At 67.3% G+C, this 20970-nt stretch carries 13 protein-coding genes; 7 read left to right on the top strand and 6 right to left on the bottom strand.

The window, feature by feature from the left end:
- Positions 1-150: 150 nt before the first annotated feature.
- Complete coding sequence (locus tag ISN75_RS00400; RefSeq protein WP_343819275.1) at positions 151-936, bottom strand: helix-turn-helix transcriptional regulator; 786 nt, start codon at positions 934-936, stop codon at positions 151-153.
- Between the two features lie 160 nt (positions 937-1096).
- Between ISN75_RS00400 and ISN75_RS00395 the strand changes: the two genes are divergently transcribed.
- The gene (locus ISN75_RS00395) at positions 1097-2074 is read left to right on the top strand and encodes a hypothetical protein (RefSeq protein WP_423385116.1); all 978 of its coding nucleotides are present in this window, start codon (positions 1097-1099) and stop codon (positions 2072-2074) included.
- A gap of 517 nt (positions 2075-2591) precedes the next feature.
- Positions 2592-2906 carry a hypothetical protein gene (locus ISN75_RS00390; RefSeq protein ID WP_343819277.1) on the top strand — a complete coding sequence of 105 codons (315 nt, stop codon included), beginning with the start codon at positions 2592-2594 and terminating at the stop codon, positions 2904-2906.
- 316 nt (positions 2907-3222) lie between these two features.
- Here the strand turns inward: ISN75_RS00390 and ISN75_RS00385 are convergent, their stop codons facing one another.
- From ISN75_RS00385 to glk, 5 genes are all read right to left on the bottom strand, one after another.
- Positions 3223-4965: an alkaline phosphatase gene (locus tag ISN75_RS00385; protein WP_343819278.1), complete on the bottom strand. Its 1743-nt coding sequence runs from the start codon at positions 4963-4965 to the stop codon at positions 3223-3225.
- Positions 4966-5863: 898 nt separating this feature from the next.
- The gene (locus ISN75_RS00380; RefSeq protein ID WP_343819279.1) at positions 5864-6940 is read right to left on the bottom strand and encodes an acyltransferase family protein; all 1077 of its coding nucleotides are present in this window, start codon (positions 6938-6940) and stop codon (positions 5864-5866) included.
- Complete coding sequence (locus ISN75_RS00375; protein ID WP_343819310.1) at positions 6937-9213, bottom strand: family 20 glycosylhydrolase; 2277 nt, start codon at positions 9211-9213, stop codon at positions 6937-6939. The genes ISN75_RS00380 and ISN75_RS00375 overlap by 4 nt, the downstream gene beginning before the upstream one ends.
- Before the next feature lie 406 nt (positions 9214-9619).
- Positions 9620-12373 carry a TonB-dependent receptor gene (locus ISN75_RS00370; protein ID WP_343819280.1) on the bottom strand — a complete coding sequence of 918 codons (2754 nt, stop codon included), beginning with the start codon at positions 12371-12373 and terminating at the stop codon, positions 9620-9622.
- Between the two features lie 110 nt (positions 12374-12483).
- Positions 12484-13533, bottom strand: coding sequence for a glucokinase (gene glk, locus ISN75_RS00365; RefSeq protein ID WP_423385115.1), 1050 nt, complete (start codon positions 13531-13533; stop codon positions 12484-12486).
- 417 nt (positions 13534-13950) lie between these two features.
- On the opposite strand from glk, the gene ISN75_RS00360 reads away from it, so the two are divergent.
- The 5 genes from ISN75_RS00360 (at position 13951) to ISN75_RS00340 (ending at position 20943) form a co-directional block, all read left to right on the top strand.
- On the top strand, positions 13951-15243 hold the full coding sequence (locus ISN75_RS00360) for a sugar MFS transporter (protein ID WP_343819281.1): 1293 nt from the start codon (positions 13951-13953) through the stop codon (positions 15241-15243).
- Positions 15244-15338: 95 nt separating this feature from the next.
- Positions 15339-16469 (top strand): LacI family DNA-binding transcriptional regulator, encoded by a 1131-nt coding sequence (locus tag ISN75_RS00355; RefSeq protein ID WP_343819282.1) that lies wholly within the window; start codon positions 15339-15341, stop codon positions 16467-16469.
- A gap of 37 nt (positions 16470-16506) precedes the next feature.
- On the top strand, positions 16507-17541 hold the full coding sequence (locus ISN75_RS00350) for an SIS domain-containing protein (protein ID WP_167254882.1): 1035 nt from the start codon (positions 16507-16509) through the stop codon (positions 17539-17541).
- Positions 17541-18701 (top strand): N-acetylglucosamine-6-phosphate deacetylase, encoded by a 1161-nt coding sequence (nagA, locus tag ISN75_RS00345; protein ID WP_168648967.1) that lies wholly within the window; start codon positions 17541-17543, stop codon positions 18699-18701. Before ISN75_RS00350 ends, nagA begins: the two co-directional genes overlap by 1 nt.
- Before the next feature lie 220 nt (positions 18702-18921).
- A complete protein-coding gene (locus ISN75_RS00340; RefSeq protein ID WP_343819283.1) occupies positions 18922-20943 on the top strand; it encodes an alkaline phosphatase family protein in 2022 nt (673 codons plus the stop codon).
- The last annotated feature ends 27 nt before the right edge of the window (positions 20944-20970 follow it).

Genomic DNA, 20970 nt, shown 5'->3' with positions numbered 1-20970 from the left:
CGGCGGTGGCCATCGCCAGCAGGTTCTTCTTCATGAGATGCAGAGCTCCAGGAGATCGGGGCGCCGCGCGTGGGGGCGCGGACGTTCAAATATCGTGAAGCGGGCAGATGTCGATTCTTTGACGATGGGATGACGGAGGCGGTGGCGCCGTCACAAAGCGGGCCGTCCCCCGACCTGGCGCAGATATTCGGTGGGGCTGGCGCCGATGATGCGGTGGAACATGCTGCAGAACGCACTGCAGCTGGCATAGCCGGCCTCGCGCGCCACCGTCTTGATCGGACGGCCCAGGCTCATCTGGCTGATCGCCCGCGCCAGCCGCACATGCTGGCGCCAGCGCACGAAGGACATGCGCAATTCGCTTTCGAACAGGCGCGCCAGCGTGCGGCTGCTGGCGCCGACGCGCGCCGCGAGCTGTTCGAGCGTATCGGGCCGCGTGGCATCGTCGAGCAGGCGCTGGCAGGCCTTCTTCAGGCGCGGGTCCGCCGGCACCGGGATGCGGAACGGCGCTTCGTCCGCCTTCAGCAGCGCATGCAGCAGCAGCGGCATGGCCAGTTGCAAAGTGGACGCATCGCGTTCGCCATGCGCCTGCACCGCGGCCAGGACCAGCTCGCGCAGCAGCGGCGACACCGCCAGCACGCGGCAATGCGTGCCGAACGGCGCGCTGGTGGCGCGGTCGAGATAGAGCATGCGCACCGCCACGCGCCCTTCCATCAGGATCTCGTGCGGCATGCCGATCGGTATCCACAGCGCCCGCTGCGGCGGCACGATCCAGATGCCTTCGCGCGTGGTCACCTGCATCACGCCGCTGGCGGCGTAGATCAGCTGGCCGCGGCGATGCCGGTGCCTGGGCACGTGGCAGCCGCGCGGGTAGTCCTTGGCCAGCGCGGTCATCGGCCACGCGGCGGCGCGCTTTGCTGGCTGTCTGATTCGCGACACAGGATGGCTGCCGTTCGATGGATGGACAGGGCTAGCTTAAGTCTGTGCCCGCGGCACCCCGCGCCGCAACGGCTTTCCCCCACTAACGGCCACGCTTATGCCAACCCATTCCCCTTCCCGCCGCAGCCTGCTGAAGGCCGGCCTTGCGGCTGCCGGCGCATTGGCGCTCGGCCCCTTCGATGCCTTGGCATCGCCACGCGAGCGGCCGGCGCTGGTGGTGCTGTGGTTGAACGGCGGGCCGGCCGGCTTGTTCAACAGTGCCGATGCGTTTCTTGCCAACGGCGCGTTTGGCGTGACATCCGGCAATGTCCGCGCGCTGGGCCATGGCTTGTATGTCGACGCCGCTTCGCTGGGCGCATTGCCGCCGCTCGCGCTCGCGCATATGGCAGCCGTGCCGTTCAAGCATGGGTTGTACAGCCACAACGATGCGCGCGTGGCGATGCTGCAAGCGGGGCCGCGCAGCCAGCTGCTGCGGATGGCTGCGGCCTTGCCGGGCAGTCCCCTGCCCTGCGCGATCGTCAACCGGCTCGGTCTTCCTGTGGGTGTTGCGTCCGATCCACCGGCGGAGCGCGGCATCGCGTGGCAGCACGTGCGCCGCTTTGCGGATGCGGGGCTTGCTGCTGCCGAACGCGAAGATATTCGCCATGTGTATGGCGTGACTCCGAGGCTCTCGGCGGTGGAGGATCTGCCCGGCACGTTCGCGGCCGTCGAAGCGCTGGTCCGTGCCGATACCCGCGTGGTCTTCGCGCAGATCGCTTTCACCGGCCGCGAGGACAGGCAGTTCGATACGCATCACGACGACAGCGGCAAGCTGGCGCGGCAGATCATGGCGCCGATCACGCCGGGCCTTTCGGTATTCCTGCAGCGCATGCTCACCTTGCGCGGCCGCAATGTGGTGACGCTGCTGACCGGCGAGTTCAGCCGCACGCTGCCGGGCGCCGATCATGCGCAGGGCGGCACGGCGACGGTGATTGGGAAATATCTGAGAACGGGTTCCGCGGGACGGCAGTTGCCGGATGGTTCACCGTCGGAAAATTCTGCTGCGCCAGAGGCGCTATGGGCCTTTCTCGCCGCCGCCTTGCGCGTGGATGGCGCCGCAGCTTTCGGCACCCATCCATATTCGCAACTGCTGATTTGAATTTTTCAGATTTCGACTAAAGACAAGGCGAGGTTGCCTTGCTAGTTTTGCAGGTGTTGTCCGCGGAGTGATTTCAAGCGCGTCGCGGACAACCATGGCAGCAATGTCGTGAGAGCGCGGGCCAAGGGTGGTAGGACACCCCTGACCCGCTGACCATCACCAACTGAAGGAGAGTTGATCATGGCTGTGCCAGATCATACGTCACTCGTACGCCCGCCGATCCCCAGGACGGCACATCCGCCGGCCCATGGGGCTGTCCGCCGTCTTCGCGGACACGGTTGAAGAACCGCGGACTTAAGAGTTTTCGCAGGTAATGAATCCTAGCCGTGCAACCCGGCGCGTTGCCTCGTGCAACGGCGAAAGCGACTGAAGCCGCAACCCACTTCATCAATCAAGCCGCCCGGCGCCTGTGTTCCAGGTGGTCGGTAAGCCTCGAGTCCGTGTGGTCGCGGCACGTCGTGCTGTCTGGCGGCGTGCCGTTCTCGGAACGGGGGCGGCGCATGGCAAGGAGTTGCTTATGGATATCTATGGCGAAGCGTGGCTCACACGCCACGTGGAGTATTTTTCGGATCCGGAGGCGGGGCCGGATGCGTTGTTGAACGATGCCACCGAATGGCTGCATTACGCGCATAACGCGATCCGGTGGCTGGCGGAACTGGCTGACGAACACGGCAGCGTGAATGCGCAGCGCTTGCCGGTGATGCTGGAAAGCATCGCGGTGTTTATCGACATGGGGACGCGCTGCGCGACGCAGGCGCATTTGCGGATGCAGTGGTTGCAGGTACGCAGTGAAGAGCATTCGACGATCGACGCCGAGAGCGACGCTTCATAGAACAATCCAGCGACACCCTCTCAACCCCCTCTCCCCTCCGGGGAGAGGGTCGGGGTGAGGGGCCGGGCGGAGCGGTGAGCTGAGGGTCGAGAAAGCCCAAAAGCTTTTCTTCTCTTCGTAGAAGCCTTACCGCGAGCACCCGCCCCTCATCTGCCTGCCGGCATCTTCTCCCCGGAGGGGCGAAGAGTTCCAACTTGGGAACTACGTTTCCCGATCACCTCAACGCGCCCCCTCTCCCCTCCGGGGAGAGGGTTGGGGTGAGGGGCCGGACGGAGCGATGCGCTGACGGTCGAGAAAGCCCAAAGGCTTTTCCTCTCTATTTACTCACCTGCTTCAACCAAGCCTCATACGTCGGCCGCTCCACCGGCACCCCCTCCGCATTGCAGCTCCCCAGCTTGCACAACTCCTCGCGCAAGCGCGGCGCGTTCTGCACGATCACATGGAAGATCGCGTTCTGCTCGATCTCCCCATGGAACGCCGCCGCGCCCGGGCCATTGGCGAAGATCGCCACATCCTCGCCACCATGCGTCTCGCCCTTCAACGGCACGATCGACTCCTGCATGTAATCCGGCGCCGCCGTATCGACCTTGGTCAGATCCGGCCGGCCCTTCTTCGCCAGCGAGTACTCATTGGGATTGTGCGGATAACGCTTCGGCCCTTCCGGCTGCTTGTCGGTGGCGCCGGTATAGCCCGGGCCATTGGCAAACCCCAAGGTGGTGTACGGCTTGCCGGTGGCATCGCGCGCCAGCCCGGCGCCGCCTTCCTCGTCGTAGCTGTCGGTATGGCCCTGCACCAGCCCGAGGATGTCGTTGCCGCGCTTCGGGTAGCCGGCGAAGGTCATCGTATGCGCGTGGTCGGCGGTGACCACGATCAGCGTGTCCTTGGGATCGGTATGGGCAAGCGCCGCCGCCACCGCATCGGCCATCGAGATGGTCTCGTCCAGCGCACGGTAGGCATTGCCCGCATGCAGCGCATGGTCGATGCGGCCGCCTTCCACCATCAGGAAGAAGCCGTTCGGATTCTGCTTGAGCACATCGATCGCCGCCGTGGTCATCTCGGCCAGGCTCGGCTCGCCGGCCTTGTCCTGCGGGCGCTCATGCTCGTAGTTCATATGCGAAGGCTCGAACAGGCCGAGCAGGCGCGGCGTCTTCGACAGATCCAGCCCCTTGAGCTGCTGCTCGTTCCATACGTAGGCGCCGCCGGGATGCTTCGCCTTCCACTCCGCGATCAGATCGCGGCCATCCAGTCGCTGCCCCACTTTGTTCGCATATTCCGGGTCGGTCTCGCCCGCCGGCATGAACTCGGTGCGGCCGCCGCCCATCGCCACGGTAAGCCCGTCGATGGCGGGAAAGTCGACCAGCTGCGCCGCGAAATCCTTGCAGCCCTGCGCTTTTGCCTGCGCGCTGAGCTCGGCATCCACTTCCCAGTTGCGCTCGGGCAGATGGCCATAGGTGGCCGCCGGCGTGGCGTGGGTGATGCGCGTGGTGGTCACGGCGCCGGTGCTCATGCCCGCGGCTGCCGCCAGTTCCAGCGTGGTCACCAGTTCCTGCCCCTTGCTGGCCGCGCAATCCTGCCGGCGCGGCACCTGCGAGATGCCGATATAGCCGGCGCGCGTCTTCACCCCGGTCATGATCGCGGTCATGGTGCCGGCGGAATCCGGCGTCTGCTGATCCGTCTCGTAGGTGCGGCTGAAGGCGCTGAACGGAAACTGCTCGAAGCTCAGCTTGTAGCTCTCGCCATCCATGCCCTTGCGCTGACCGGCGCGCACGTGCGCGGCGGCGATGGTGGGGATGCTCATGCCGTCGCCGAGAAACACGATGACGTTCTTGGCGCGCTGGCCTTGGATGCTGGCCTGGGCGGAGACGTTGGCCGCTTGCGCGGCGCCGTTGCGGAACCACCATTGGGGGGTTTCGCCTTCGGGGCGCTTGATCGGCGGAACTTCAATCGCTGCCGCGGTGTGCTGTTGGGCTGGCGCGATGGGCTGGCTGGCGCAGGCGGTGATCAGCGCGCTGAGGGAGAGTGTCAGTGCGCGTTGCGCTAGCTTGGACGAATGGGTCATGGGTGATCTCTCGTCGGTGGGGCGGGTGCGGCAAGCCGCGGATGATAGCTCACGGGTGTGGGCTGTGATTCCGCCTTGCTCGTCATCCCGGCGTAGGCCGGGATCCAGTAGCGACTAGGTGTGGTTGTCGCGATTTGGCCGCTTATGCAGCGGGCATTCCGTGCGCCTGCCGGCGCCCGGGTCACTTTCTCTTTGCTGGCCCAAAGAGAAAGTAACCAAAGAGAGAATGGCCTTCAGAGCAAGGGCTCGCGACGCGACTAGAAGGAGCGGTGGGCGGCTGCGGTAGCCTTATTAACCTGGGTCTACACGAAACATCAGTGCGTTTACGTAACGGCTTCTTCAACGTGCCGTGGCCGAGAGGATGTTCAGTGACTGAGGCCAGCTTTTAGCTTTAGCTCTGTTCATTGCGTAAGCGCACGGCGTAGGTTGGGGTGAGCCGCAGGCGAACCCCAACACCCGCACCTTCACGCGCCTCGCCACGTTGGGGTTCGCCTGCGGCTCACCCCAACCTACGCTACTACGCCACGGCAAGATTTAACGTTGCGCTCCGCCCGGCCCCTCACCCTGCCCTCTCCCCGGAGGGGAGAGGGGTGATGTCGTGAGGCAGGCAGGAACGAAGAGCCAAAGCTGGCCGCAGTCCTTGAACATCCTCTTCGCAACGGCACGTTGAAGCACCCGCTACGTAAACGCAAAGTCGTTTCGTGTAGACCCAGGTTAATCAGGCTACCGCAGCCGCCCACCGCTCCTTCTAGTCGCGTCGCGAGCCTTTGACTTAAGGCCATTTCTCTTTGGTTACTTTCTCTTTGGGCCAGCAAAGAGAAAGTGACCCGGGCGCCGGCAGGCGCACGGAATGCCCGCTGCATAAGCGGCCAGTTCGCGGCCACGCAAAAAAAGCGCGCTACAGCTTGAGGTAGACCCGCCGGCGATCCATCGCCCACACAATCACCCACCAAACAGCGACAAAAACCATCGCATAAGCAAGCGACGCGACATACGGCCCCGCCAACGGCGTAATCCACCCACCGAACACCGTTCGATACAACGGATCCTGTATCCCCAAACCAGGCAGAAGTATCTGCATGAACTCCGAACCGGCGTAGGCGGCCACCGCGTTGACGCCAAACCGCCGCCCCCAGGCAGGCCACCCACGCAAATCCACCACCACGTGGAACACCAACAAGGCCAACGTGGCCCACCCAGCCGCCCACAACACAAACGACGGCGTCCAAAGATTCTTATTGAGCGGCAGCAACAGCGCCCACAGCGCGCCAAGCAACACATAGGCAGTGCCACTCAACAGCAACGCGCGGCGATCGTTGCCGCGCAACCCATGCCCCGCACGCAGCCCAAGCAGCGTCGTCGCGATAGAAGGCAGCGTACCGAGCAACCCCTCGGGGTCATGCCCCAACCCCGTGGCAGGGAAATAGCGATACGCGTAATGACCGAAGACCGCCGTATCGGCACGGCTCACGACATTATGGAACGGCTCCAGCGTGCCACCGAACACAAGTAGCGCCGCGTAGCCGACCAGCAACAGCACAATGGCCCCCCACTGCACCCGCGCATTCGCATAAAGCTGAAACGCGGCCACCGCGCCAAAACAGATACCGATCCGCTGCAGCACCCCGGGAATGCGCATATGCGCATCCGGCAGGATCAGCGCCGCCGCCGCATTGATCAGCAAGCCGAGGCCGACGATGCGCAGCGCACGCACCATCGCCGCGCGCAACAGCACCCCGCGGTCCGCGCCCTGCTCCATCCGCGGCGCGATCGCCAACGCCACCGACACACCCACCACGAACAGAAAGAACGGAAACACCAGATCCGTCGGCGTGCAGCCATGCCACTGCGCATGTTCCAGCGGCCAGTACACGTGGCCCCAGTCGCCCGGATCGTTGACCAGCAGCATCGCCGCGACGGTGCAGCCGCGCAGGGCGTCGACCGAGGCGAGGCGATGCGGGCTGGCGGGGGTCATGGCTGGGCGGTCGGGGTCAGGCTGGCGCGCTCGATGCCGTACAGCGGGCCGGTGATGGGAGCGGTGAAGACCAGGCAGAGGTCGTGCACGCCGCGCTGGTCGGGCAATGCGGCGGCGAGCTGGAAGCGGCGCGGGCCGGACGGGTCGGGCAGCGGCATGCTGGCGAGCACTTCGCCGTCGCAGCGGTCCTTGTGCACCACCATTTCGCCGTGCGCGGTCCTGGCCGGACGCGACACCACCAGCTTCGCCTCGTGCGCGAGCTGGAAGTTGCGCTCCAGCCGCACGGCTTCCACCTGGATGCTGCGAATGCCGTCGAGGCGCGCCTCGGGATAACGCTGGCAGGTATCGAAGATATTGATGCTGTAGGCCGGCGCCATGCTGGTGGCATCCGGCAGCGGCTGCACGCGCAGGCGGAAATCGCTGCCGGGGCAGTTGCGCAGTTCGGCGTTCTCGCGGGTCAGCAGCTGGGTGGCGTCGAGCACGCGCTCGCGCGGCGCGGCCAGCGGATGGCCGCTGGCATCCAGCGCGATGGCGCGCACGGTAGTGGGCAGCTTCACCTCGAACGGCGCCTGGTAGCGCGGCGATTGCGCGGTGGGCTCGCTGCCGTCCAGCGTGTAGTGCAGCTCGCCGAACTTCGTCTGGTTGCCCAGCGTGACGCTCGCCTTGCCGGAAGCCAGCGCGGCATTGCGGTCCACCTCGATCGATGGCGCGAACGCGCTGTCCGCATAGCCGACGTTCTGCGCACGGTAGCGCGCCAGCTGCGCGGGCAGGCGCGCGAGGAAGCCCGGCCAGTCGCGCGTGGCCACCGGCGACCACACCACTTCGGCCAGCGCGTCCAGGCGCGGATAGATCGTGTGCTGCAGCAGCGCGTCGCTGGTGATGTACTCGGTCCACACATTGGCCTGGGCGCCGAGCACGTGGCGCGCCTGGGCGGCGTCGAGCTCCTTAGGTACGGCTTCGAAGGCGTAGATGCTGGCCAGGTCCTGCACCGGCTCGCGGCCGGCGCTTTCGTCGGCGCGGTCGCTCTGCAGCTGGTTGAGGTACAGATCCGGCGAGGGCGAGGACACCACGTCGTGGCCCTTCTGCGCCGCCTCGATCGCACCCTTGATACCGCGCCACGACATCACCGTGGCATCGGCCGGCACGCCGCCTTCCAGGATCTCGTCCCAGCCGATCAGGCGGCGCCCATGCGCTTTCAGGTAGGTGCCCATGCGCGCGATAAACCAGCCCTGCAGCGCGTCCTCGTTCTTCAGGCCCAGCGCATGCATCTTCGCCTGCACCGCGGGCGAGGCCTGCCACTGGTCCTTCACCGCCTCGTCGCCGCCCACGTGGATATAGCGCGAGGGGAACAGCGCCATCACTTCGTCCAGCACGTGCTGCATGAACACGAAGGTGGCGTCGTCCACGTTGTACAGATAGGTGTGCACGCCCCAGTCCACCGACACCGGCGGACGCTTGCCGGTCACGCCCAGCTCCGGATACGAGGCGACGGCCGCCTGCGCATGGCCGGGCATGTCCAGCTCCGGCACGATGGTGATGTGGCGCGCGGCCGCATAGGCCACCACGGCGCGGATCTCGTCCTGTGTATAGAAGCCGCCGTAGCGCAGCGGCACGCCGTTGCTGCCGGCATCCGGCGGTGTGCGCCAGGCGCCGATGCGGGTCAGTTCCGGATAGCGCTTGATCTCGATGCGCCAGCCCTGGTCGTCGGTGAGATGCCAGTGCAGCACGTTGAGCTTGTGCAGCGCCATCTGGTCGATCAGCGCCTGGATCTCGGCGACGCTCTGGAAATGCCGCGCCGAATCCAGCATCAGGCCGCGCCAGGCGAAGCGCGGCGCATCTTCGATATGCACGAAGGGCGCGGCGGCCTTGGCCTCGTCCTGGGTAAGCAGCTGCCACAGCGTCACCGCGCCGTGGAACAGGCCGTCGCCGTCGCGCGCGACGATGCGCGCGCCCTGCGCGTCGACGTCGAGGGTGTAGCCCTCGGCCGGCGTGGATGCCTTGGCGTCGTGGCTAAGCACGATGGCAGGCGCGTTGCCTGCCTTGCCGACGATGCGCAGCTCCACGCCGCGGCTGCGCTTGATCTGCCCGGCCAGCCAGCCGGCTGTGCGGCGGCTTTCGGCATCGGCGGCGACCAGCACGGTATGGGCGTCGACGGTAAAACTGCCATCGGCGCGCGTGAGCTTCGCCGGCAGCGGAATCAGCGATAGCGGCACGTCGGAGCGTTGCTCCGCGGCGAGCGTAAAAGACGGAAGAATGGCCAGTGCGGCCAGCATCAGGGTCCGGCCAAGGCGTAGTGCAAAAGTCACTGGCTGCGTTCCTCGTCGCTCAAGTCTGGCGTAGGTCGGGGTGAGCGCAGCGAACCCCGACGAAAGCACGTGTCCGGACGTCCGTTGGGGTTCGCTGCGCTCACCCCAACCTACAGCTTTCGGGGCTCCTCCCAAAGAAGGGCCCGGACAAGCCGGGCCCAATGGGGAGGTTGTTGCTCAAGTCTGCCACCGAAGCGGACGTCGCTCGACCAGGCGGTGGCACCGCCCCGGCGCAACCGCGTGCGGCATGAGGGGAAAGGCCAACCCTGGCCGGTCTCATGCGCCCGCGGCGCGCCGCCCCGCAAGGGCGGCTGTTCCTCGTCGAGCCATCCCCTGCGCTTCCGATGAAGAAGCGCAGGGGCACGGAGCACGATCAGAAGTTCACGTGCGCGGCCAGCATGTAGCGGCGGCCGGTCGTGTACTTGTTCAGCGGCATCGACTTGTCCTGCAGGTACTGCACGTACTTGGAGTTGAGCAGGTTCATGCCGTCCAGGGTGAACGAGATGTTGTCGTTGAGCTTGTAGCCGATGGTCGCGCCCAGGTCCTTGTAGGAACCGGTGGTGGCCGGCGGCGCACCGGCGATGTAGCCGCCGGCGAGGTAGGAGCTGCGCCAGTTGTAGGTCAGGCGGGCGCTGTACGGACCCTTCTCGTAGTACGGGCTCAGCGAGTACGAGTTCTTCGAGCTGTACGGCAGAGCGCCGCCGGAGTCGAGCGTGGCATCGGCATAGGTGTAGTTGGCCACCAGGCCGAAGCCGGTGTCGGCGAACGGCTGCTGGTAGGACAGGCTCACGCCCTTCACCTTGCCGCCGCCGACGTTGCGCGGACGGCTGATGTCGTAGCCGCAGAAGCCATTGGCCGTGCACTGGCCGTTGGCGACGAGGCGGGCGAAGGTGGTCGGGTCGTTGTCGTGCGCCGAGTTATAGTGCTGCTCGATGGCCGAATCGACAAAGATGTAGTTGTCGATCTTCTTGTAGAAGCCGGTCAGCGCCAGCACCGACTGCGGCGCGAAGTACCACTCCGCCGAGGCCGAGAAGTTGCTCGACTTGTACGGATCGAGCTTGGAGTTGCCGCCCGAGCCGGTCAGCACCGAGTCGTTGAGGAACAGGTTGTTCACCTGCATGTTGTACGGCGCGCGGGCGATGACCTTGGCCGCCGCGAAGCGCAGCACCACGGACTCGGTCAGGTCGTACGACGCATTCAGCGAGGGCAGCCAGTTGTTGTGCGTGGTGGAGGTGGTCTGCCACCAGCCGGCCGGGGCCGGGTACACCGGCACGCCGCTGTAGTTGAAGCCGCTGGCGTCGTCGACGGTGTGCACGTAGCGCACGCCCACGTTGCCGCGGAACGGGCCCGAGCCGAAGTCCGCCTGCAGATAGGCGGCCGTGGTCTTCTCCACGATCTTCCAGGTGCCGTTGAGATACGAACCCGGATCGTCATTGCCGCCGTTGGTGCGGCGCACCCAGTTCCATTCCGCATCGCGGTCCGGCTGGATGTGGCTGGCCGCGTCCGGCAGCATGCCGGAGAAGCCGCCGAGCGTGTCGGTGTAGCCGGACGTGCCGAGGTTGGCCAGCGAGATCGCGCCGTTCGGACCGTAGACGTGCTGCTCCATGCTTTCTTCGTGGCGGTTGTAGCGCGCGCCCACCAGCACGGTGTTGACGAAGCTGTCGAAGTCCTTGGTGAAGTCGAGCTGGCCGTAGGTGTCCTTGGCGTTGGCATGGAACACGCCGTAGTTGCCCGGCCAGCCGCCCATCCCGGGGGTATCGCCCATGTGCCAGTTGGCCGGATCGCGCGCCAGGCCGGGGCTGTCGAACTGGAAGCCGCGGTTGATATCCCAGCTGTAGCCGCCGCCGTACACCGGCTCGATGGCCACCTGCGACATGTCGTTGTTGTTGGCCTTGCTGTAGCCGACGGCGCCGCCGAGGGTCCAGCCGTCGCCGCGGTAGTTGCTCTTCAGGTCGAACGCGGTGGTGCGCACCACCGAGTGGCGGATGTTGCTGTCGAAGGTGCCCTGGGCGATGTCGCCGCAGGTCGGGTCGTCGAGCTTGCCGCACACGTGGCCGCCGGTGACGATGCCGTTGGCGCCCTGGGTGAAGCTGGTGATCTGGCCGGGCGTGGCATGCGTGAACGGATACAGCGACTGGTTCCAGTTGTTGAAGTTCTCGCGGATGTACAGGCTGTTGAAATCCACGTCCCAGTTGCTGGTCGGACGCAGCTGGAAGCCCAGCGTGACGGTGTCGCGCTTGCGCTCCTGCTGGAAGAACGCCGAGTTGATCTCGTCGGGCACCTTGGCATTGGGATTGAGCGAGCCATTGGCGATGCCGGCGGCCACGGCCGGGCTGCTGGCGTAGTCGGACACCGGGTGGTAGCCGAAGATCTCGATGCCCTGGCGGTCGATCTTTTCCTCGAAGTGCTGCGCCGAGGCGATCACGCCGAAGGTCTTGGCGTCGTTATGCCAGCTGTACAGCAGCGAGCCGGACGGACGATGGTTCTCCGCCTGGTCGTTGTAGTTCAGGCTGAAGGAACCGCGCCAGGTGTTCGGCGCCAGGTCCAGCGGCTGCAGCGTGTGCAGCAGCACGGTGCCGCCCAGGCTGCCTTCGGTCAGGCGCGCTTCCGGGCTCTTGTACACCTCCAGGCGGCCGACGATTTCCGGCGCCAGCATGGTGAAGTCGAAACCGCGGTTCGGCTGCGCGCCGTACTGCCACGGCGTCTGCGAGATCGGCTGGCCGTTGAGGAAGGTGAGGTTGAGGCTGGGATCCGTGCCGTCGATGCTGACGCGGTCGCCCTGGCCGAACTGGCGGTCGATGGTGACGCCGGGAATCAGCGCCATGGCTTCGGCCACGTTGGTGTTGGGGAACTTGCCGATGTCTTCGGCGGTGACCGCTTCGACGATGGCGTCGGCATTGCGCTTGGTGTCCAGCGACTGCTGCAGGCTGGCGCGGATGCCGGTGACGGTGACGCCCTGCAGGTCGACGGCCTTCTTCTGGTCGGCCTGCGACTGGCTGCTCTGACCCTGCGCGTTCGGGTTGGGCGTGGTCTGGCTCTGCGTCGTGGCGTCCTGAGCATGGATCGCGCCGGCCATACACAGGCTGGCGATGATGCTCGCGGCGAGCATAGTTCTACGGTGCGACATGTAAACCTCCCTCAAGGCTTATGTGTTCCAAACGAGCGAACGGCCTCGCGTGGTGTGACTGGCTGGGCCGAGGCCCCCGGATACGTCGTTGCGTTACAACTCTGCTGAGTTCATTGCCTGGTTGCCTCCCCGGCCGGCGCATGGCCGTCCAGGTACATGCCAGCCGCGCCGATGACGCCGAGCTGGCCGTGTTCCATCAGGCGCACGGGCACTTGCTGCAAGAAGGCCCGCATCACGCCCTTGTTGAAGAAGCGCTCGCGGAAGGTGCTGGCCAGCAGCACTTCGCGGATCTGCGGCAGGATGCCGCCGGCGAGAAACACGCCGCCGCGCGCACCGTAGAGCAGGGTGAGATCGCCGACGAAGCTGCCGAGCAGGCCGCAGAACACGTCCAGCGCTTCCACCGCCGCGGCATCGCTGCGCTCCAGCGCGGCGCGGGTGATGTCGCTGGGCTTGGCCAGCACCGGCGTTTCGGCGCGCAGCACGCACAGCGCGCGGTAGAGATTGAGCAGGCCGGGACCGGACAGCGCGTGTTCGAACGACACGTACGGACGCTCGCCCGACAGCACGCGCAGGATCTCGATCTCGCGCTCGTTGCCCGGCGACAGGGCGATCTGCCCCGCCTCGGTCGGCAGCACCGTGGCGTGCGGCTTGCCCGGCAGCAGCACCGCCGAACCCAGGCCGGTGCCCGGGCCCATCACCAGCACGGGGCCGGCGCCGCCGGGCGTCTGCGCCTCGATCACCGGCGTGGTGTCGGCCTGCACCAGGAACTGGGTGGCATAGGCCACCGCCTCGAAATCGTTGACCACCGCCAGCTGCTGGATGCCTAAGCTGTCGCGGATGTCGCGGATGGACACCGGCCAGGGCAGGTTGTCGTTGACGATGGCATCGCCCAGCACGTAGCCGGCGCTGGCCACGGCGCACTGGTCCACGTGCACGGTGCCGCCGAGCTGGCTGACGAAATCCTTGAGCACGGCGGTGAGGCTGGGCCATTCGGCGCAGGCGTAGCGGTGGTACTGCAGCACGGTCACCGGCCGCGCGCCGTCCGGGCGCTGGCTGACCAGCCCGATCCGCGCATGGGTGCCGCCGACATCCGCCGCCAGGAAAAGCGCGCCCTGCGAGGCACCCTTCAGCCCGACGCCCTGGTTGGCCAGTTCCGCCACAAGCCCCTCCCCGTTTCACGATCGACGCGGTCATGCCGACGTCATGCTGTTGTCACAGCCCCCGATGGAGGCGGAATATGGGAGCGCGATGACAACGTTGTCAACAGGTCGAATTTCCTAGACCCGCAAAGACGTTTCCGCGACGCAGCAAACACTTCGCCATAACGCAGGTGACGGCAATGCCAAAAGCCCGCCGATCCGCATGGTTGCGCCACTTAGCACGGGTTTTGCGGGATCCGGAACGGCCATGCCGCGGCGCGCCATTGCCGGGCGGACACGGGGATGACCCGGGCTGCCCCGCCCTGGCCGGCCGGGAACGCCGATTGACAACGTTGCTAGTTAGCGCCGATAAAACGAGCGGGAGGCGACGCGGCCCGCGGGCTGTCGTCGGCATCGGCACATTCGGGGAGTCACTACATGTCGTCCACAACGCTAGCTACCGGCGATACGCACGCCCGGGCCTCCGGCCTGGTGCCGATGCTGATCATCGGCCTGCTGTTCTTCATCTTCGGCTTCGTCACCTGGCTCAACGGGCCGCTGATCACCTTCGTCAAGCTGGCGTTTTCCCTGGACGACGTGAACGCCTTCCTGGTGCCGATGGTGTTCTATTGCTCGTACTTCTTCCTCGCCCTGCCCTCGTCCGCGGTGCTCAAGCGCACCGGCATGAAGAAGGGCATGGCGCTGGGCCTGTTCGTGATGGCGGTCGGCGCGGTGCTGTTCGGCCAGTTCGTGTCGATGCGCGTGTACGGCGGCGCGCTCTCGGGCCTGTTCGTGATCGGCGCGGGCCTGGCCCTGCTGCAGACGGCGTCCAATCCGTACATCAGCATCCTCGGTCCGATCGACAGCGCCGCGCAGCGCATCGCCTTCATGGGCATCTGCAACAAGATCGCCGGCGCGCTGGCGCCGTTCGTATTCGGCTGGCTGGTGCTGAGCGGCATCGACACCTTCGACCAGCAGGTCAAGGCCGCGCCGACGCCGGAAGCGCGCGAAGCGCTGCTCAACACCTTCGCCGCCAAGGTGCACATGCCCTACATGGCGATGGCCGGCCTGCTGGTGGTGCTGGCGGTGTGGGTGCTGCGCTCGCCGCTGCCGGAGATCAAGCCGTCGGGCGCCAACAGCGAGACGGAAATCGGCCACGCCAAGGGCAACCTGCTGAGCTTCCCGCACCTGTGGCTGGGCGTGCTGTGCCTGTTCCTCTACGTGGGCGTGGAAGTGATGGCGGGCGACGCCATCGGCACCTACGGCCAGGGCCTTGGCCTGCCGCTGGACGCCACCAAGCATTTCACCTCGTACACGCTGATCGCCATGCTGGCCGGCTACCTGGCCGGCCTGGTGCTGATCCCCAAGATCATTTCGCAGCAGAGCTACCTGGCCGTATCGGCCGTGCTCGGCGCGATCTTCACCATCGGCGCCTGGCTCACCACCGGCTATACCTCGGTGGGTTTCGTGGCCGCGCTGGGCTTTGCCAACGCCATGATGTGGCCGGCGATCTTCCCGCTGGCGATCAAGGGCCTCGGCCGCTGGACCGAGGCCGGCTCGGCGCTGCTGATCATGGCGATCGTCGGCGGCGCGCTGGTGCCGCAGGCTTTCGTGCACCTGAAGCAGCATTACGACTTCCAGCTGGTCTTCATGCTGCTGATGGTGCCCTGCTACCTGTACATCCTGTTCTACGGACTGCGCGGGCACCGCGTGGGCCAGCACGTGCCGTGAGGTAAGTCAGGCGGGGCCGTTGTCACGGCCGTGCCATCCTCGCTGCGACTTGCTGGGCTACGATGCCCGTCCTGTTTCCCCCGGAGTCTCCCGCGTTGCGCAACCCCACCATCAAGGACGTCGCCAAGTCGTCCGGCGTCTCGCTGAAGACGGTCTCCCGCGTGATCAACCGCGAGGCCTCGGTGCGTGCCGACACGCGCGAAAAGGTGGAGCGAACGATCCAGGCGCTCGGCTACCAGCCCAATCCTTCCGCGCGTGGCCTGCGCAGCACGCATGCGTATGCGATCGGGCTGGTCTACGACAACCCCAACGCGCACTACGTGATCAGCATGCAGGAAGGCGTGCTGTCGGCCTGCCGCGAACGCGGTTTCGGCCTGCAGATCCACCCTTGCGATTCCTCCTCGCCCGGCCTGGAACAGGAACTGTGCGCCCTGGTGGAACGCAACCGCCTGGCCGGCCTGGTGCTGGCGCCGCCGATGTCCGAGCAGCATGAGCTGGTGACGGCGCTGTCGGCGCAGGGCATCGACTTCGTGCGCATCATTTCCTCGCGCGACGACCCGCACGACGGCTCGCCCTGCGTCTACGTGGACGACCGCAGCGCGGCCTATGCCATCACCGAGCATCTGATCCAGCTCGGCCACAAGCGCATCGGCTTCCTGTGGGGCGAGCCGCATCACCGTTCCAGCCCCGAGCGCTACCAGGGCTATGCCGACGCGCTGAAGGACTACGGCGTGGTGCAGGACCCGAAACTGGTGCTGCCCGGCCGCTACGCATTCGACGACGGCTTCCGCGGCGCGCGCAACCTGCTGGCGCTGGACGATCCGCCCACCGCGATCTTCGGCAGCAACGACGAGATCGCCGCCGGCGTGCTCGCCGCGGCGCGCTCCAGCGGGCTGGACGTGCCGTGGGATCTGTCCATCGCCGGCTTCGAGGACAGCCCGTTCTCCAAGCAGGCCTGGCCGGCGCTGACCACCGCGCGCCAGTCCACCCGCGAGATCGGCCGCCACGCCGCGCTGCACCTGATGGCCGACCTGCAGCGCGAGAACGGCGACGCCGTCGCCGAGCCGCCGAACGAATGCTTCATCCCCGAGCTGGTGGTGCGCGGCTCGACCGCGCCGCCGAAGAACAACACCCCGAAGCACGCATCCAGGAATGCTCCCGCCAAGAGCGCCTCCGCCAAGAACACCTCCCCCAAGAGCGGCACGCGCCCGACCCGCAAGGCTTGACGCGCCGTCGCTGCACGCATCACCGAGAACGCCATCCATGAAGCAAGCCAGCGACACCCTGATGTACCGCGAGGCCCACGAGGCCGCCGACGTGGTCGAGCGCCAGCTCGCCGCCAATGCCGGCGTGCTCAAGGCTCTGGGCGAACGCCTGCGCGCCGAGCCGCCGCGGTTCATCGTCACCTGCGCACGCGGCAGCTCCGATCATGCGGCGGCGTATGCCAAGTACGTGTTCGAGACACGGCTGGGCCTGCTCACGGCCTCGGCCTCGCCGTCGGTCGCCTCGATCTACGACGCCGACCTGAAGCTGGACGGCGCGCTGTTCCTGGCCATCTCGCAGTCCGGCAAGAGCCCCGACCTGCTGCGCAGCGCGCAGGCGGCGAAAGATGCGGGCGCCCTGGTGGTGGCGATGGTGAACGTGGAGGACTCGCCGCTGGCCGCGCTGGCCGATACGGTGATTCCGCTGCGCGCCGGCCCCGAAGTGAGCGTGGCGGCAACCAAGAGCTACCTCGCCACGCTGGCGGCGGTTCTGCAGCTGACCGCGCACTGGGGCAACGACGACACCTTGCACGCCGACGTGGCGCGCCTGCCGGCCGACCTGCGGCGCGGCTGGGACGCCGACTGGAGCGCGCTGGTCGACGGCCTGCGCGAGGCGCGCAACCTGTTCGTGGTCGGCCGCGGCTATGGCTTCGGGCCGGCGCTGGAAGCGGCGCTCAAGCTCAAGGAAACCTGCGGCCTGCACGCCGAGGCGTTCAGCGCGGCGGAAGTGAAGCATGGCCCGATGGCGATCGTCGGCGCGGGTTTCCCGGTGCTGTTCTTCGCCCAGGGCGACGACACGCTGGACAGCACCCTGGCGGTGGCCGAGGAATTCCGTGCGCGCGGCGCGCGCGTGCTGGTGGCCAAGCCCGGCGCCAGCGGCCCGGACGCGCTGCCGCTGCCGGCCGGCATGGATTCGATCGTCACCCCGCTGCTGGCCGTGCAGAGCTTCTATCGCGCGGCCAGCGAACTGGCGCTGGCGCGCGGCTTCGATCCGGACGTACCGCCGCATCTGCGCAAGGTGACGGAGACGGTGTGATGAGCGCAGCGCAACCGCTTACCGCCCTGGTCAACGGCCGCGTGCTCGGCGAGCACGGCACACGCAATGATCTCGCCGTGCTGCTGCGCGGCGGCCGCATCGAGGCGCTGGTGCCGGCGGGCGATGCTTCGCTTAGCTACGCCGAACGCCACGACCTGCAGGGCCGCCTGTTGCTGCCCGGCTTTATCGACGTGCAGGTCAACGGCGGCGGCGGGCTGCTGTTCAACGCCGCGCCCACCGTCGAAACATTGCGCGGCATCGCCGCCGCGCACCGCCGGTTCGGCACCACCGGCATGCTGCCGACGCTGATCACCGACACCGCCGACGTGATGCACGCGGCGCTGGAAGCCGTGGACGCGGCCATCGCCGAAGGCGTGCCGGGCATTCTCGGCATCCATCTGGAAGGCCCGTTCCTGGCACCGGCGCGCAAAGGCATCCACGACGCCAACCTGTTCCGCCTGCCCGATGCGGCCGATATCGCCGATATCGCGCGCCGGCACCGCGGCGTGGTGATGATGACCCTGGCGCCGGAACGCGTGCCGCTGGAAACCATCCGCCAGCTCAGCGCCGCCGGCGTGATCGTGGTGGCCGGCCATACCGCCGCCGACTACGCCACCACGCGCGCCGCGCTCGATGCCGGCGTCAGCGGCTTCACCCATCTGTACAACGCGATGACGCCGCTGGGCAGCCGCGAACCCGGCGTGGTCGGCGCGGCGCTGGACGATCCGCATAGCTGGTGCGGCCTGATCGTGGATCTGCACCACGTGCATCCGGCCAGCCTGCGCGTGGCCATCGCGGCCAAGGCGCGCGGCAAGAGCGTGCTGGTCACCGACGCCATGCCGCCGGTGGGCGCGGACGATCCCACCTACGTGCTCAACGGCCAGACTATCGTGGCCCGCGACGGCATCTGCCAGAGCGCCGACGGCGTGCTGGCCGGCTCGGCGCTGGACATGGCCACCGGCGTACGCCACCTGGTCAACGCCGTAGGCCTGCCGCTGGCGGAAGCCTCGCGCATGGCCAGCGCGTATCCGGCCGCCTGGCTGGGGCTGGAGCGCGAGCTGGGCCGCATCGTGGCCGGGCAGCGCGCGGATTTCGCCGTGCTGGACGACGGCCTGGCCGTGCGGGAAACCTGGATCGGCGGCGTGCGCTACGCCGCTTAGAGCCCCTCTCCCTCTGGGAGAGGCGTTGGGGTGAGGGTACGGGCGGAGCGCAAGAGTCAGGTGCATCGCTCCGCCCGTACCCTCATCCGGCTGCCGTCACCTGCCTCGCTGCCCGCGTGCTCCCGGCGGTAGAAGGGTTCAAGTCCCGGCGGCGACACCAAACTGCAACACCCTTTGCCCAGCATGGCCGGCTCGCTCCTCCCATCGACCGAGGTCTCGCATGCCCCCGCTCCATCGCCGCGCCCTGAAATCCGCGGCCGCCCTGCTGCTCGCCGCCATCTACGCCAGCCCCGCCCTGGCGGCTCCGCACCGGGTGATCCTGTTCGTATGGGACGGCATGCGCCCCGACGCGGTGAGCGAGGAGGACACGCCTAACCTGCTGGCCCTGAGCAAGCGCGGCACCTGGTTCGAGGACAACCACTCGACCTACCCCACCTTCACCATGGCCAACGCCTCCACCTTCGCCACCGGCAGCTTCCCGGGCCCGCTGGGCTTCTACGGCAACCGCTTCTGGGCGTCGCGCGAGACGGGCCTGAAGAGCGAGCCGGTGGCGCGCACCACTACCGGTGAGGACGTCAGCTTCCGCAACCCGGTCTACACCGAGGACGACCTGGTGCTGCGCGCGCTGGACAAGGCCAGCAAGGGCGACCTGCTGGAACTGCCCACGCTGTTCGCCGCCGCGCAGAAGGCGGGGCTGAAGACCGCGGCCATCGGCAAGTCCGGCGCGGCCTTCCTGCAGAACTACCGCCTGCCCAACCAGGGCGACCCGGACAAGGTCGGCCTGCTGCTGGACGAGCGCGTCGCGCTGCCGCTGTCCTTCGCCAAGGAGCTGCAGGCCGCGGGCTATCCGCTGCCCAAGACCGCGCCGAACATCTACGCCGAAGGCGAAGTGACGCTGAGCGAAGAGAACGCCGACCCCACCGAGCGCGCCAAGGCCGCCAAGCTCAAGGACGGCGCCACCAGCGACGCCACCGCCGGCGGCGACACCCCGCCCACCGCGGCGAACGCGTGGATGATGAAGGTCTACCTGGACCAGGTGCTGCCCAGGCACAAGCCGGACCTGAGCGTGGTGTGGATGCGCAATCCCGACACCACCCAGCACATCTACGGCGTGGGCGCGCCGGAATTCCATCTCGCGCTGCAGGCGCAGGACGCGCTGCTGGGCCAGCTGGAAGCGAAGCTGCGCGAGCTGGGCATGGCCGAAGACACCGACATCATCGTGGTCTCCGACCACGGCCACAGCAATATCGCCGGTGCGCGCGACCTGTTCCCGCTGCGCCAGATCAACGACGGCCGCGTGGCCGGCGTGGACAACGAATGGGGCTATTCGGTCTCCGGCGGCATCCGCATGGCGCACGAGCTGACCACGCGCGGCGGCATTCCGTCCTTCGACGGCCTGGGCTGCGTGTACTCGCCGGTGATGACCGGCATCCGCGCCGACGGCTCGCAGCTGCTGCCGACCCGCTACGACGACGACGGCCGCCTGTGCGGCAAGCCGATGCCCTACACCACGCCCAGCTACGTGGTGCCCGACAAGCTGCCCAAGGGCGCGCTGGTACTGGCCCCCAACGGCGGCACCGAATACTTCTACCAGCCCGAGCACAACGCCGAGGTGGTGAAGCGCGCGGTGCGTTTCCTGCAGTCGCGCGAGTACGTGGCAGCCGTCTTCGTGGCCAAGCGCTACGGCGACCTGCCGGGCACCCTGCCGGCGGAGAACGTGCATCTGGAGAACGCGGCGCGCGGTCCGGACATCATCGTCAGCTATGCCTGGGACGCCGATGCGGTGATCCAGGGTTTCCGCGGCACCGAGTACTCCACGGTCTATCCGGAATCGCCCAGCGAACGCGGCGAACACGGCAGCTTCAGCCCGATCGACGTGCACAACACCTTACTGGCCGCCGGCCCCAGCTTCCGCGGCGGCTTCCGCGACGCGCTGCCAAGCGGCAACGTCGACGTGGCCCCGACCATCGCCGCCCTGCTCGGCCTGAAGCTGCCCCAGGCGCAGGGCCGCGTGCTGAGCGAGGCGCTCGGCGGCGCGCTGGGCAAGGCGGCGGACAGCTATCGCGTGACGCCGACGGAACTGCGCCCGGCGCAGGCGTCGACCGGCCTGAGCATGCAGCGTGTGGACGGCAGTGCGTTGCCGGCTTCGAGCTACAACTTCAGCCTGCAGTTGAAGCAGCTCGAGAGTGCGGATGGGAAACGCTGGACGTATTTCGATTACGCCAAGCCCGAGCGTCACTGACGCCCGGCGTAGGTTGGGGTGAGCCAC

This window comes from Dyella marensis (assembly GCF_049532885.1).
Taxonomy (GTDB): Bacteria; Pseudomonadota; Gammaproteobacteria; order Xanthomonadales; family Rhodanobacteraceae; genus Dyella_D; species Dyella_D marensis.
This window is presented reverse-complemented; position numbering and strand designations above follow the sequence as displayed.

Coding starts and splice junctions, on each gene's coding strand:
- ISN75_RS00385 (WP_343819278.1), bottom strand. CDS start 4,965: ATGACCCATTCGTCCAAGCTAGCGCAACGCGCACTGACACTCTCCCTC.
- ISN75_RS00340 (WP_343819283.1), top strand. CDS start 18,922: ATGCCCCCGCTCCATCGCCGCGCCCTGAAATCCGCGGCCGCCCTGCTG.
- ISN75_RS00360 (WP_343819281.1), top strand. CDS start 13,951: ATGTCGTCCACAACGCTAGCTACCGGCGATACGCACGCCCGGGCCTCC.
- nagA (WP_168648967.1), top strand. CDS start 17,541: ATGAGCGCAGCGCAACCGCTTACCGCCCTGGTCAACGGCCGCGTGCTC.
- ISN75_RS00375 (WP_343819310.1), bottom strand. CDS start 9,213: ATGCTGGCCGCACTGGCCATTCTTCCGTCTTTTACGCTCGCCGCGGAG.
- ISN75_RS00370 (WP_343819280.1), bottom strand. CDS start 12,373: ATGTCGCACCGTAGAACTATGCTCGCCGCGAGCATCATCGCCAGCCTG.
- ISN75_RS00350 (WP_167254882.1), top strand. CDS start 16,507: ATGAAGCAAGCCAGCGACACCCTGATGTACCGCGAGGCCCACGAGGCC.
- ISN75_RS00380 (WP_343819279.1), bottom strand. CDS start 6,940: ATGACCCCCGCCAGCCCGCATCGCCTCGCCTCGGTCGACGCCCTGCGC.
- ISN75_RS00390 (WP_343819277.1), top strand. CDS start 2,592: ATGGATATCTATGGCGAAGCGTGGCTCACACGCCACGTGGAGTATTTT.